12 protein-coding genes and 1 other annotated feature are annotated in these 14452 nt (G+C 52.3%); of the genes, 8 read left to right on the forward strand and 4 right to left on the reverse strand.

Annotated features, from left to right (window positions below; translation table 11 throughout):
• The first annotated feature begins 261 nt into the window (after window positions 1–261).
• The gene (locus A8F97_RS22145) at window positions 262–1965 is read left to right on the forward strand and encodes a methyl-accepting chemotaxis protein (RefSeq protein WP_033072285.1); all 1704 of its coding nucleotides are present in this window, start codon (window positions 262–264) and stop codon (window positions 1963–1965) included.
• Window positions 1966–2046: 81 nt separating this feature from the next.
• Here the strand turns inward: A8F97_RS22145 and ettA are convergent, their stop codons facing one another.
• A complete protein-coding gene (ettA, locus tag A8F97_RS22150; RefSeq protein WP_014701516.1) occupies window positions 2047–3714 on the reverse strand; it encodes an energy-dependent translational throttle protein EttA in 1668 nt (555 codons plus the stop codon).
• A gap of 469 nt (window positions 3715–4183) precedes the next feature.
• Between ettA and sltY the strand changes: the two genes are divergently transcribed.
• Window positions 4184–6118 (forward strand): murein transglycosylase, encoded by a 1935-nt coding sequence (sltY, locus tag A8F97_RS22155; RefSeq protein ID WP_033072177.1) that lies wholly within the window; start codon window positions 4184–4186, stop codon window positions 6116–6118.
• 72 nt (window positions 6119–6190) lie between these two features.
• Window positions 6191–6538, forward strand: a complete 348-nt coding sequence (trpR, locus tag A8F97_RS22160; protein ID WP_014701514.1) for a trp operon repressor — start codon at window positions 6191–6193, stop codon at window positions 6536–6538.
• A 3-nt stretch (window positions 6539–6541) separates the two neighbouring features.
• Here the strand turns inward: trpR and yjjX are convergent, their stop codons facing one another.
• The gene (yjjX, locus tag A8F97_RS22165) at window positions 6542–7081 is read right to left on the reverse strand and encodes an inosine/xanthosine triphosphatase (protein WP_005973177.1); all 540 of its coding nucleotides are present in this window, start codon (window positions 7079–7081) and stop codon (window positions 6542–6544) included.
• A gap of 50 nt (window positions 7082–7131) precedes the next feature.
• On the opposite strand from yjjX, the gene gpmB reads away from it, so the two are divergent.
• A complete protein-coding gene (gene gpmB, locus A8F97_RS22170) occupies window positions 7132–7782 on the forward strand; it encodes a 2,3-diphosphoglycerate-dependent phosphoglycerate mutase GpmB (protein ID WP_014701513.1) in 651 nt (216 codons plus the stop codon).
• Here gpmB and robA read toward each other — a convergent pair.
• Window positions 7771–8658, reverse strand: a complete 888-nt coding sequence (gene robA / locus A8F97_RS22175) for an MDR efflux pump AcrAB transcriptional activator RobA (protein ID WP_014701512.1) — start codon at window positions 8656–8658, stop codon at window positions 7771–7773. The genes gpmB and robA overlap by 12 nt on opposite strands.
• A gap of 223 nt (window positions 8659–8881) precedes the next feature.
• On the opposite strand from robA, the gene creA reads away from it, so the two are divergent.
• The gene (gene creA / locus A8F97_RS22180; protein ID WP_418303280.1) at window positions 8882–9346 is read left to right on the forward strand and encodes a protein CreA; all 465 of its coding nucleotides are present in this window, start codon (window positions 8882–8884) and stop codon (window positions 9344–9346) included.
• Window positions 9347–9402: 56 nt separating this feature from the next.
• Here the strand turns inward: creA and arcA are convergent, their stop codons facing one another.
• Window positions 9403–10119: a two-component system response regulator ArcA gene (gene arcA, locus A8F97_RS22185; protein ID WP_005973184.1), complete on the reverse strand. Its 717-nt coding sequence runs from the start codon at window positions 10117–10119 to the stop codon at window positions 9403–9405.
• A gap of 756 nt (window positions 10120–10875) precedes the next feature.
• Here arcA and A8F97_RS22190 point away from each other — a divergent pair.
• The 3 genes from A8F97_RS22190 (at window position 10876) to thrA (ending at window position 14450) form a co-directional block, all read left to right on the forward strand.
• Entirely contained in the window at window positions 10876–11562 is a 687-nt protein-coding gene (locus A8F97_RS22190) for a tRNA/rRNA methyltransferase (RefSeq protein ID WP_014701510.1), read from the forward strand.
• A 213-nt stretch (window positions 11563–11775) separates the two neighbouring features.
• Complete coding sequence (gene thrL / locus A8F97_RS25335) at window positions 11776–11844, forward strand: thr operon leader peptide (protein WP_014916714.1); 69 nt, start codon at window positions 11776–11778, stop codon at window positions 11842–11844.
• Window positions 11783–11898: a sequence feature (Thr leader region), on the forward strand. Its footprint overlaps the gene before it by 62 nt.
• 92 nt (window positions 11899–11990) lie before the next feature.
• Window positions 11991–14450, forward strand: coding sequence for a bifunctional aspartate kinase/homoserine dehydrogenase I (gene thrA / locus A8F97_RS22195; RefSeq protein ID WP_015731281.1), 2460 nt, complete (start codon window positions 11991–11993; stop codon window positions 14448–14450).
• Window positions 14451–14452 lie beyond the last annotated feature (2 nt).

The following is a 14452-nucleotide window of genomic DNA, read 5'->3' on the forward strand; positions in this document are numbered from 1 at the left end:
CCATGATGGTCAGAGAAAACGATTTTTGTTTCATTTTTATTGCTTTGTTTTATTTTTTATTGAAACGTGATTTCTATCAGATTATTTTAGGTACGTTTTAGCGTGGAAGTGCCGATAACACAATGTGGTTTCTTTTGACTTTTTTATGAAAGGTATTTGTTTTCTGCGTGGCGTTGTTGTCACGGTAATATCCGAGCTCTGTCGCAGCCATGATGGCAGAGATAATGTAGACCAGTGATGGTGAAAATGACAATGCAATCGATGTCTGTTCAAAAAGAGAAGTTGAGTTACATCAACAACATACGCCTCGTCTCACTATTTATTACTCTTTTTTCAATTATCCTGATTCTTTTTGCGCTTTCTATTGGCACCGCGAGTTATTTCTTAAAGCAGAGTAATGACTCATTGGATAAAGCGAATGAGCTGTCTGATATTCGGGCTGGTATCAGCAGCAGCCTCGATCAGCTACGCGTTGCCAGATTGCTACTCATTCAGGCGGGGGCGGCAAATCGTATTAGCGATCACGAGGTATTTAAAGCTGCTTCAGACCAGGCTGCTGGCCGAGTCAGAGCCTCACAGAAACGCCTTGATGAATATCTCGCGCGTCCAGACAGGCTGGAGAGTGAAAAGGCCCTGGATGAGGATATCCTCAAGGCTTATAACAACTATCGCGATAATGCGATTGTCGTGATGCAGAAAGCCACGACTGAGGGTGAATTTGAAGATCTGGTGTCGCTGGAAAGTACGCTGGCGCGCACGTTAGATGAAGCATTTAGCGTCCCGGTGCGTAAAAAAGTGACTGAACTGACAAAAGCCGCGCAAGACATCAATGACCGAGCGGCAGAGAATGCGACATTGGGTAACTGGATGATGGCGGGCTCGTTTGCCTTATCCATCATTATGGCGATTATGGCGTACATCATGGTACGCAATGTGATCCTCGCACCTATCAACCGACTGGTTGAGCGTATCCAGAAGATTGCGGCGGGGGATTTGACACAACCGCCAATGGTAATGGGGCGCAATGAAATTGGCATTCTGGGGACGAATATCCAGAATATGCAGGCGGAACTGACCGATACGGTTACGATCGTGCGTGAGGGGGCGGATTCAATCTATCAAGGGTCGTCAGAAATTACGGCGGGTAACGTCGATCTCTCTTCGCGTACCGAGCAGCAGGCTGCCGCGCTGGAGGAAACCGCTGCGAGCATGGAACAGTTGACCGCAACGGTGAAACAAAACTCTGACAACGCTCACCATGCTAGCCAACTGGCGAAGAACGCGTCTGAAAAAGCAGGGAAAGGCGGGCAGATTGTGCAAGGCGTGGTGGATACCATGCATGACATTTCCACCAGTTCAAAACGCATTTCCGAGATCACTTCCGTTATTAACAGCATCGCTTTCCAGACCAATATTCTGGCGCTGAATGCCGCAGTAGAAGCTGCTCGGGCGGGTGAACAAGGGCGTGGTTTTGCCGTGGTTGCGGGTGAAGTTCGCAATCTGGCGCAGCGCAGCGCACAGGCGGCGAAGGAAATCGAAACGCTGATTGGCGAATCTGGCAGGCTGGTCGATACCGGCTCTGGGCTGGTGGCGCAGGCGGGGACAACGATGGGCGAGATTGTCCGTGCAGTTGTCAGCGTCACTGACATCATGGGGGAAATTGCCTCCGCTTCTGATGAGCAGAGCCGCGGTATCGGGCAGGTGAGCCAGGCCGTGTCCGAAATGGATAGTGCGACGCAGCAGAATGCGGCGTTGGTACAGGAAGCCTCGGCGGCAGCGGTTTCACTTGAAGAGCAGGCTGCTCGTTTGACGCAGGCTGTCGCCGTATTCAAGTTGGCTGGGGTGGCTCAGCAACGGAGAACGTCATTGCCGAAAGCGGCTCCGCAACCGCGTTTAGCGCCAGCAATGGCTCTTGCCAGTTCCAGCGGTAAAGGCAGCGATAATCAAAACTGGGAAACGTTCTGATCGCTTCCAGTAAATAGCACACCATCAGAAAGAAAAGTGGCCCGCGATGCGGGCCACTTTTTTATGACGTCTGGTGACGGCTTATTTAGCAATCTTCTTGTATTTGATGCGGTGAGGTTCCAGCGCCTCTGCGCCCAGCGTGCGCTTCTTGTACTCTTCGTACTCGGTAAAGTTGCCTTCAAAGAATTCGACTTTACCTTCATCCTGATAATCCAGAATGTGCGTGGCGATACGGTCGAGGAACCAGCGGTCATGCGAAATCACCATGGCACAGCCAGGGAATTCCAGCAGGGCGTTTTCCAGTGCGCGCAGGGTTTCGATATCCAGGTCGTTGGTCGGTTCATCGAGCAGCAGCACGTTGCCGCCTACCTGCAACAGCTTCGCCAGATGCAAACGACCGCGCTCACCGCCGGATAGTTCACCAACGCGTTTGCCCTGATCAACCCCTTTGAAGTTGAAACGGCCAACGTAGGCACGGCTCGGCATTTCGGTGTTGCCGACACGCATGATGTCTTGCCCGCCGGAGACTTCTTCCCAGACGGTTTTGCTGTTATCCATCGCATCACGGAACTGGTCGACTGACGCCAATTTGACGGTTTCACCCAGTTCGATCGCGCCGCTATCTGGCTGTTCCTGACCGGACATCATGCGGAACAGGGTCGATTTACCGGCACCGTTCGGACCGATAATGCCGACAATCGCCCCTTTCGGAACGGAGAAAGACAGGCCGTCGATGAGCTGACGCTCGCCGTAAGACTTGCTCAGGTTGGTGACTTCCACCACTTTATCACCGAGGCGAGCACCTGGTGGAATAAACAGTTCGTTGGTTTCGTTACGTTTCTGGTATTCGGTGTTGTTCAGTTCTTCAAAGCGGGCCAGACGTGCCTTGCCTTTGGACTGACGGCCTTTCGCACCCTGACGCACCCACTCCAGCTCTTTCTCAATGGATTTACGGCGTGCCGCTTCCTGAGACGCTTCCTGCGCCAGGCGCTGATCTTTCTGCTCCAGCCAGGAGGAGTAGTTGCCTTCCCACGGAATGCCTTCACCACGGTCCAGCTCCAGAATCCAGCCTGCGACGTTATCGAGGAAGTAACGGTCGTGGGTAATCGCCACAACAGTGCCCTCGAAGTCATGCAGGAAGCGTTCCAACCAGGCTACTGACTCGGCATCCAGGTGGTTGGTCGGTTCGTCGAGCAGCAGCATGTCTGGTTTTTCCAGCAGCAGACGACACAGCGCAACGCGGCGACGCTCACCCCCAGACAGGTTGGCAATTTTTGCATCCCACTCAGGCAGACGCAGGGCATCTGCCGCACGCTCCAACTGGTTATTCAGGTTGTGACCGTCGTGCGCCTGAATGACTTCTTCCAGCCGACCCTGTTCGGCGGCCAGTTTATCGAAGTCTGCATCTGGGTCGGCATACAGTGCATAGACTTCATCAAGACGCTTCAGCGCGGTCACGACTTCAGACACCGCTTCTTCCACGGATTCACGTACCGTGTGCTCCGTGTTTAACTGCGGTTCCTGCGGCAAATAGCCGATTTTGATTCCAGGTTGTGGGCGAGCTTCGCCCTCAATGTCCGTATCAATGCCAGCCATAATACGCAACAGCGTTGATTTACCGGCTCCGTTCAGACCCAGTACGCCGATCTTGGCACCGGGGAAAAAACTGAGGGAGATGTTTTTCAGAATGTGACGCTTCGGCGGAACGACCTTGCCGACGCGATGCATGGTATAAACATATTGAGCCACGTTGCGACTTCGCCTCTCTCTTATCTCTATGATTTGTCACCTTAAGCGGGTGACGATGTGTAGCACGGTGCTACTGAATACGAATAGCGCCGCTGAGAAAATACCTCGGCAACGCTCGATTATCCTAACCGTTGAGTGTAGCGGGTTTCAGCCCGCGATCCCAGCTATCCGGCGATTTGCCATGGTCGATCTGAGACGTAGGCCCGCCCGGTGAATTTCAGAATCGGTTTGCGGATCGGCGTATCGTTGTCTGGCATGATGTGCCACACTGGATCTGCCCGATATATCCGTCATACTTCAAGTTGCTTGTGCGTTGGTTGCCCTTACTCACCCCAGTCACTTACCTGAGTAAGCTCCTGGGGATTCATGCGGTTGCCGCCTTCACGCAACTCGAATTATTTTGGGTATAGGATAGGGGGATCGATACGATGAAGGATGCCGATAGCGGGTTCGATAACGGATGAGGTTAATGCAGGTGATAAAAGCAGGTCATTGGTGGTACGCCGTTGCGGCGGTATGTCTGGCTGGGGTGTCCGGTCATGTGCTGGCGGATTCTCTGGACGAACAGCGTCAGCGCTATCAGCAGGTTAAGCAGGCATGGGACAGCAACCAGATGGACACGGTAGCGCAACTAATGCCGACGCTGCGCAGCTACCCGCTTTATCCTTATCTTGAATATCGCTCGCTTACGCAGGAGCTGAGCCAGGTCAGCGCGACGCAGGTGAAACAGTTTATGGCAACGCACCCGACGTTGCCGCCCGCTCGTAATCTCAATACCAGCTTTGTCAATGAACTGGCGCGCCGTCAGGACTGGATCGGGCTGTTGGCATTTAGCCCGCAGCCGCCAAAGCCGGTTAGCGCCCGCTGTAACTTCTATTACGCCCAATGGGCAACCGGTCAGCGTCAGGGCGTGTGGGAAGCCACGCGTGATATCTGGCTGACCGGGCGTTCGCTTCCTAACGTGTGCGATAAACTCTTCTCCGTCTGGCAGCAGGCGGGCGAACAGACGCCGCTGACAACGCTGGAACGTGCACGTCTGGCGATGGATGAAGGCAGCGCTAGTCTGGTGAGCTACCTCATCAAGCAACTGCCCGACGATTATAAAACGATGGGCGATGCGCTGCTGAAACTCCAGAATGACCCCACTTCGTTGGAGAGCTTTGCTCGTACCGTCGGGCCAACGGATTTCACCCGTAAAGTCACGCTGTCAGCCTTCACGCGTACAGCGCGCCAGGATACGGACAATGCCCGTTCGATGCTGCCAGTCATTGCCCGTTTGCAAAAAATGAGCGCCGCAGAGCGTCAGGATATGGAAGAAACCATCGCCTGGCGTTTGATGGGGAATGATGCTACGCCAGAGCAGGCGCAGTGGCGAGATGGCGTGGTGCGACGGAGCACATCGACCACCTTGCTGGAACGTCGCGTGCGCATGGCGTTGGGCGCAGGCGATCGTCAGGGTTTGACAAGCTGGATGGCGCGTTTGCCGGCGGAGGCGTTGCAGAAAGACGAATGGCGCTACTGGCGTGCCGTCGTGCTGTTGGAGCAGGGTAAACATCAGGAAGGCGAGACATTATTACGCAGCCTGATGCAGGAACGCGGGTTCTACCCGATGGCGGCGGCGCAGAAACTGAACGAGCGCTATCCGATGACTATCATGACAGCCGTGAAGCCTGACCCTTCTTTATCACAATTACCCGAAATCACTCGCGTGCGGGAATTGATGTTCTGGCAGATGGATAATCTGGCGCGTAGCGAGTGGGTCGGGCTGGTGGCGAATCGCAGTAAGCCGCAGCAGGAGGCGTTGGCTCGCTATGCGTTTGAACAGCGCTGGGCAGATTTAAGCGTACAGGCGACGATTGTCGCAAAACTGTGGGATCATCTTGAAGAACGCTTCCCGCTGGCCTGGAATGATGAATTCCGCCGTGAAACGCAGGGCAAAGGGATTAGCCAGAGCTATGCGATGGCAATCGCCCGTCAGGAGAGCGCCTGGAATCCGAAAGCGCGTTCGCCCGTCGGCGCATCGGGTCTGATGCAGTTGATGCCTGCGACGGCGCAGCATACCGCTAAAATGAGCAATATCACGTTCTACAATAACAGTAGTCAGTTGTTCGATCCCGAGACGAATATTCTGTTGGGAACGAGCTATCTGGAGTACGTGTACCAGACATTTGGTCGTAACCGCATTCTGTCTTCTGCGGCTTACAATGCCGGGCCGTCGCGTGTGAATACCTGGCTGAGGAATAGCGCGGGACGTATCGATCCCGTTGCGTTTATCGAAAGTATCCCGTTCTCGGAAACACGCGGTTACGTGAAAAATGTGCTGGCCTATGACGTCTTCTACCGCTATTTCCTCAATCAGCCAGCCAATGTGCTGACGGATGGGGAATGGCAGCGGCGTTACTGAGACGCGGCGTTGCGATCGTTCCCTGAAATTATGTTATGCTGCCGTACTAGTTAAATAGTATGGCAGCCAATTATGACTCCGTTATCGCTTATCGATCCGACACTTTCTGAACAAGACAATGAGCATTGGTTACGCTTTGTCGCACTATTGCAGCAATCAATTGCGGAAGATCTCCAACTGCCACTGCTGCAACTGCTGTTGACGCCGGATGAGCGTACCGCGTTGGGAACGCGGGTGCGAATTGTGCAAGAGTTAATGCGGGGTGAAATGAGCCAGCGTGAGCTGAAAAGCGAGCTAGGAGCAGGAATTGCTACGATTACGCGCGGTTCAAATAGTCTAAAAGCCGCGCCCCCCGCGTTAAAAAGCTGGCTGGAAGCGCAGTTGCTATCGGCAAATAAACCGTTGGGTGACGACGCGTAACCTTTACTGTTTCGCTGTCTGAACGGGAATCTGATAGATCGGGTTATGGAACGGCACCAGCGCCAGCAGCAACGCTTGATGATATACGCTGGTACGTGACAATTTGCCGTCGGTGAAGACGCCGATGGCTCCACCTTTATGTTTAATGTTCTGAACACCCGTCAAACGTTCCATTTCATCACCTAATTCCCGCCCTTCACGGATACCATGTAATATACTTTCTGGAAGGACCAGGCTTGCAGAACGTGATTCGCCACGCAGGTGAGCATTTTCGATCACCATCCAGGCGAAAGTCATACTTTCTTCAATGCCTGCTTCGACACCGACCCAAAAATCGGCTTCTGGCCGTACCTGACGAGCCATCATCACGCGGTTTCTGGCACCGGTACGGGTTTCAAGAGAGCCGAGAGGCTGACGTGGGACGCCGCTATCGACGTCAACGCCTTCGATGCGGCAATTTTCTGCACCAAAGACATCGGTGAATGCCAGAGTAATAGCCTTAATTTTTGCCGGGTTGGTAGTTGCAGCGACAACGTGATACATAACAGTTTCGTACCTTTAGTTAATTTGACGCAGTATAACGGAAAATAACCATGTTACAGGTATATCTTGTTCGCCACGGCGAAACAGAATGGAATGTGGCTCGACGTATTCAGGGTCAATCGGACAGTGCGCTGACGCCAAGAGGTGAGCAGCAGGCAGAGCAAGTTGCTGAACGAATCAGGACGTTAGGGATTACTCATATTTTTACCAGCGATCTCGGAAGAACGCGTCAGACAACGGAAATCATCGCTAAATCTAGTGGTAATTGCCAGATAATCCTGGAGCCTGGGCTGCGTGAATTGAACATGGGCGTATTAGAAGCACGCGATCTGGATTCGCTGACCGATGAAGAAGAAGGGTGGCGTAAAGGGCTGGTGGATGGCACGCCCGATGGCCGTATCCCAGAAGGTGAATCGATGGTTGATGTGGCATTACGCATGCATGGCGTTCTGGAACGCTGCCTGACGCTGCCAGCAGGGAGTCGTCCGCTGCTGGTGAGCCACGGGATGGCATTAGGGTGCCTGCTGAGTACGGTTTTAGGGCTACCGGCGTCGGCTGAGCGGCGTCTGCGTCTGCGCAACTGTTCCCTGTCACGCATTGATTATCAGCAAAGCCCGTGGCTGGCACCGGGTTGGGTGGTAGAAACGGCCGGAGATATTGCTCATTTGGATATTCCGGCACTGGATGAGTTACAGCGCTGAGGTTGGTTCTGCGCGCTGGATGGGGATGAGATACTCGCAGCGGATGATGTCAGGGATCTCATCACTCGCCGTGCCGTCTGGATGGAAGCGTTCGGCATCGAACCCTTTACGGCGCGTGAGCTGGAAGGTCGGCAGACAGGTGTCATACAGCGTGATAATAAAGTCCTGTAGCTCATCTTTCGGCCCTTCAAAAACAAACATCGCGTAGTCGCCGCCCGGTAGCGTGAGTGGTTCACCGGAATGCACATCATCAGGCAGATACTGCGGCTCTAATGCGGTGGTGTAGAGCACCTCGTGTTCGTCGTCTTTCTCTTTACTTGGCCGTGAATGGTGCAGCCCGTAAAGCACGGGGGGAATGGAACAGGTTTCACCTAAGAATTGACGCCAGTAGTGGATGCGAATTTCTGAACGGAAGTTACAGATCTGCTCAAGCCGGCAATTATAGGTTTGCGTTAGCCCAAGAAGTTGCGTTTCTGGCAGTTCTACAAATTGCGGTTGTGGTAGGGTAAATTCACCAAGCCGGATTGGCGGCCGAATGCCGAAGGTATTCCAGTTATCGGCGCGGCGATAAGAGGCTGGCGTTTGGGCAAACTGCTTTTTGAACGCGCGAGTAAAAGTTTGTTGTGAATCAAAACGGTATTGCAGGGCAATATCAAGGATAGGGCGACTGGTCAGACAAAGTGCAACCGCCGCTTTGGTCAATCTCCGCGCTCGGATATAGGAACCAATGGCGTTGCCCGTTACGTCTTTGAACATTCTTTGCAGATGCCACTTGGAATAACCTGCTTTCGCTGCCACATTATCGAGTGATAATGGTTGGTCGAGATGGCTTTCCAGCCAGCTAAGTAGGTCACGTATGATACCGGCTTGATCCATAATCTTCCTCATCAAACACATTGAGCGCGAGCTTATCGAGATCCCGCATCATAGCAATATTTTCACGTTGGTACTGCCGAAGATTTTTGAAAATATTCCACAGGTAATTTGGATAAGGGGGTTGATCAAAGCGGTTTATTTTGTACATCCTCTTTTTTATTGTGGTTATTAATCATTTGTTATGAATTATCACAGAGTCTGAAATATGAACATAAAGCGAATCATGGGGGCGGGGCTACTGGCGCTATCTGCCGTTAGCATAGCCAATGCGGAAGAAGTGGGATCGGTCGATACGGTCTTTAAACTACTCGGGCCGGATCATAAGATTGTGGTGGAAGCGTTTGACGATCCTGATGTAGCAAACGTGACTTGTTATATTAGCCGAGCTAAAACCGGTGGAATCAAGGGCGGGTTAGGGCTGGCGGAAGACACGTCGGATGCGGCAATTTCTTGCCAGCAGGTTGGGCCGATTGATCTGTCCGATAAAATCAAAAACGGCGGTAATCGCGGATCTGTGGTATTCCAAAAACGAACCTCGTTGGTTTTCAAAAAATTGCAGGTTGTTCGGTTTTACGATCAAAAACGCAGTTCTCTGATCTATCTTGCTTACTCTGATCGACTGGTGGATGGTTCGCCAAAAAATGCGCTAAGTGCGGTGCCAGTAATGCCATGGGGAAAGGGTGAATAGCAGGCGGTAAGAAGGGAAAAACAGCCGGAACAGAAACCTGCTCCGGCTGGGTAGGATTAGTTATCCAGATCGCCGCAGAAGCGGTAGCCTTCACCGTGGATCGTCGCGATGATTTCCGGTGTATCGGCTGTTGATTCAAAGTGCTTGCGGATACGGCGGATGGTGACATCAACGGTACGGTCATGCGGCTTAAGCTCGCGGCCCGTCATTTTTTTCAGCAGTTCAGCACGGGACTGAATCTTGCCCGGGTTTTCGCAAAAGTGCAGCATGGCGCGGAATTCACTGCGCGGCAGCTTGTATTGCTCGCCAGCCGGGCTGATCAGAGAACGGCTATTGATATCCAGTTCCCAGCCGTTGAAGCGGTAGCTTTCCACCAGACGACGTTCTTCAGTGCCACTGCCCAAATTCATGGTGCGTGACAGCAGGTTACGTGCGCGGATCGTCAATTCACGTGGGTTGAACGGTTTGGTGATGTAATCATCCGCACCGATTTCCAGACCAAGAATCTTATCAACTTCATTGTCACGACCGGTGAGGAACATCAAGGCAACGGTGGCTTGCTCACGCAGCTCACGTGCCAGCAATAGGCCGTTTTTCCCTGGCAGATTGATGTCCATGATCACCAGATTGATGTCATTTTCGGACAAAATATGGTGCATTTCTGCGCCATCGGTGGCTTCGTGGACAACGTACCCTTCGGCCTCAAAAATACTTTTGAGGGTATTACGGGTTACCAACTCGTCTTCAACAATAAGAATGTGCGGCGTCTGCATGTTTGCTACCTAAAATTGCCAACTTAAATTATAGAAATCGGAAGTACAGAAGTCGCTGTCATACCCTGCTGGCCCGCTGGCTACAACGCCAGTTATTCCGGGTATTTCCCTGGAGCTTATCGAGGTAAACTACGCTCTCGCTCAACATCAGACTCAAGTACGTAAATGCGTTACTGGTGTTCATTCTCTACCCGCTTAGAGGTACTGCTAGCGGGTGAGCGTGGCGCTAATTTAACTGCGCTCAAAGTGGCGCACAGTTTAACCTTATTAACAGCAACATAACAGTAAGCGCTGATTTTGCCTGCTGATAAATCTACGGTTCTGTTGACATATATCAAATTTCATTTTAGCACGTTAACTATTTTGTGATAAACACTTATAGGATTGCCTGTTTATGTCACAATTTAGCACTTTTTATGAACGATTTAGCATAGCAAATGCCAATAATCATAATTGACGCTACACAGACATTGGTGTTTTTATAACTTATTGAAATAAAATAATTTACCCTGTTTTTCTTAGGGTTTTTATTCCCGCCCACTTTTTGGACATCCCGATGTTTCCTGTCAAAGGCTGAGTGGATGCCAGAAATTCTGTTGGTTTATTGTTAATTTTCTACCTGTAGCGAGTGATAGATCGCTATCGATGGGCCGTTATCAATCAATCGTTATTAATGACGCTATCGATTACAGGGCCGTGTTATTGGCCTGCTGGCGTAAATAGTGTCAGGGCGTACTAATCCATACTGGGGAGTCTATGCAGTTTCATATTATTTTGGTTGAGCCCGCTCGGGCAGAGAACGTAGGAGCGGCGGCCCGTGCGATGAAGACGATGGGATTCAGCAGCTTACGTATTGTCGGTAGCACGGCACACCAAGAACCTGCGGCCCGCTGGGTGGCACACGGTTCAGGAGATATTCTGGATAACGTGCAGGTATTTTCCACGCTGGCAGATGCACTGGCAGATGTTGATTTTACGGTGGCAACCACCGCACGTAGCCGGGCTAAATTTCGCTATTACTGTACGCCAGCAGAACTGACAGACCTATTGCAGGAGAAGATCCAATGGATGGCGTCTGCGGCGTTGGTGTTTGGCCGTGAAGATACCGGCCTAACGAATGAAGAGCTTGAGCTGGCAGATGTATTAACTGGCGTGCCAATGAAAGCAGACTACCCTTCGCTGAATCTTGGTCAGGCAGTGATGGTGTTTTGCTACCAGTTGGCTGGCCTTATGCAGGTCAAACCCGATGCAGTACAGCCCGCGGTAGCGGGCCAATTGTCAGCGTTGCACGATCGTCTGGATCGGCTACTGGTTAATTTAGCCGTTGAGGACGATGAAAAACTGCGCGACTGGCTGCATCAGCGATTGGGACGTTTAGAGCAGCGTGATACGGCGATGCTCCATCGGTTGCTACACGATATCGAAAAAAGATTGCCGAAATAAGATCGCAAAGATGGCTTTTTTGGCAGTCGAACATATTGAAACGAGCATTTTAGCAATGGTTTGTCCGGCTTATTCCTGCTTCGGTAGTGGGTTTAACGGTGGGCGTTTTTCGTTCGGCGAGAAGAAAAAAAAGAAATCCGTTGACTTCAAAGGGCGATTGGCCTAACTAATAGGGCAGATAACTCTACTTCTTTAATGAGATTCGATTTTAGCATGCGCACTATCAGCCTAATCACCACGATTATTACCATCACCGATACAACCAGTAACGGTGCGGGCTGACGCATACCAAGATTCCAGAAAAAGCCCGCACCGAACAGTGCGGGCTTTTTTTTTATGGCAGGTTATCCCTCAACGCCGTTTGTAAGCGGCATATAAAAAAACGCTTCCGGCGTTTGGTTGGCAGAAATTCAGGAGAATAGATAAAAATGCGAGTGTTGAAATTTGGCGGGACTTCAGTAGCGAATGCAGAGCGCTTTGCCCGCGTTGCTGACATTATCGAAAACAACGCGCGCCAGGGACAGGTGGCTACCGTATTATCCGCGCCGGCGAAAATTACCAACCATCTGGTTGCCATGATTGAAAAAACCGTCGCCGGACAAGATATCCTGCCGCATTTGAATGACGCCGAAACGATCTTTTCTTCGCTGCTGCAAGGTCTTGCCGCATCCCAGCCTGGCTTTGACCACGCCCGCCTGAAGGCATTCGTGGATCAGGAGTTTGCGCAACTGAAACACGTTCTGCACGGCATTGCTCTGCTGGGGCAGTGTCCTGACAGCGTGAATGCTGCGATCATCTGCCGGGGGGAAAAATTGTCTATCGCCATCATGGAAGCGGTCTTTCAGGCACGCGGCTACGGCGTTTCCGTCATCAATCCCGTCGAGAAACTGCTGGCGCAGGGACACTATCTCGAATCTACCGTGGACATTACTGAATCGACTCGCCGTATCGCCGAAAGCGCGATCCCGAAAGATCATGTGATTCTGATGGCGGGCTTCACTGCCGGTAACGATAAAGGCGAACTGGTGGTGTTGGGTCGCAACGGTTCAGACTATTCCGCCGCGGTGCTGGCCGCGTGTCTGCGTGCCGATTGTTGTGAGATCTGGACTGATGTCGACGGCGTGTATACCTGCGATCCGCGTCAGGTGCCAGATGCCCGCTTGTTGAAATCGATGTCCTATCAGGAGGCGATGGAGCTGTCCTATTTCGGCGCCAAAGTTCTCCACCCTCGCACCATCGCTCCGATTGCCCAATTCCAGATTCCCTGCCTCATCAAAAACACCGAAAATCCTCAGGCTCCCGGCACGCTCATCGGCATGGACAGCACCGATACTCAGTATCCGGTAAAGGGTATTACCAACCTGAACAACATGGCGATGATTAACGTATCCGGCCCTGGAATGAAAGGTATGGTCGGCATGGCGGCGCGCGTGTTCGCTGCCATGTCGCGTGCGGGTATCTCAGTGGTGCTGATCACCCAGTCGTCTTCTGAATACAGCATCAGCTTCTGCGTATCGCAGAACGAACTGGCGCGTGCCAGAAAAACGCTGGAAGACGAGTTTTATCTGGAACTGAAAGAAGGCGTGCTGGAGCCGCTGGATGTGATGGAACGTTTAGCCATCCTCTCTGTGGTGGGTGATGGCATGCGCACGCTGCGCGGCCTGTCTGCACGCTTGTTCTCGGCGTTGGCAACGGCAAATATCAATATTGTGGCTATCGCGCAGGGCTCCTCCGAGCGCTCCATCTCCGTCGTGGTCAACAACGATGTCGCTACCACCGGGGTGCGTGTTGCCCATCAGATGTTGTTTAACACCGATCAGGTGATCGACGTGTTTGTGATCGGCGTCGGCGGCGTGGGTGGTGCATTGCTGGAGCAGATCCACCGCCAGCAGCCGTGGCTAAAAGATAAGCATATCGACCTGCGCGTGTGTGGGATCGCTAACTCCAAGGCTATGTTGACTAACATTAACGGCATTTCGATGGACAACTGGCGTGAAGAGCTAGAGAAAGCCCGTGAGCCGTTCAATCTGGGTCGTTTGATTCGTCTGGTGAAAGAATATCACCTGCTGAACCCGGTGATCGTCGACTGTACGTCGAATCAGGCGGTAGCCGATCAGTACGTAGATTTTCTGGCCGACGGTTTCCACGTGGTGACGCCAAACAAGAAAGCCAACACCGGGTCGATGAATTATTATCACCAACTGCGTAGCGCTGCGGCGAAATCCCGCCGTCGTTTCCTGTATGACACCAACGTCGGCGCAGGTTTGCCAGTGATTGAAAACTTGCAAAATCTGCTGAATGCGGGTGATGAGCTGATTCGCTTTACCGGTATTCTCTCTGGCTCGCTGTCCTTTATTTTCGGTAAACTCGATGAGGGGATGTCGCTGTCCGCAGCGACCACGCAGGCGAAAGAAAAAGGTTATACCGAACCCGATCCGCGTGACGATCTGTCCGGTATGGACGTGGCGCGTAAGCTGCTGATTTTGGCGCGTGAAGCGGGTTATCAGTTGGAGTTGGGCGATATTGAGGTGGAATCTGTCCTGCCTGCCAGCTTCGATGCCTCCGGCGATGTTGCTAGCTTCATGCAACGCCTGCCAACGGCAGACGATGAGTTTGCCAGCCGTGTTGCACAAGCGCGTGATGAAGGTAAAGTATTGCGCTATGTCGGCGTCATTGAAGAAGGCCGCTGCAAGGTCAAGATCAGCGCCGTTGGCGGCAACGATCCGCTGTTTAAAGTCAAAGATGGTGAGAATGCGCTGGCATTCTACAGCCGTTATTATCAGCCACTGCCGCTCGTGTTGCGCGGTTATGGCGCGGGTAACGATGTTACCGCTGCTGGTGTGTTCGCCGATCTGCTGCGCACCTTGTCATGGAAGTTGGGAGCATAATT

It is taken from the genome of Pectobacterium parmentieri, from assembly GCF_001742145.1.
GTDB classification, from domain to species: domain Bacteria; phylum Pseudomonadota; class Gammaproteobacteria; order Enterobacterales; family Enterobacteriaceae; genus Pectobacterium; species Pectobacterium parmentieri.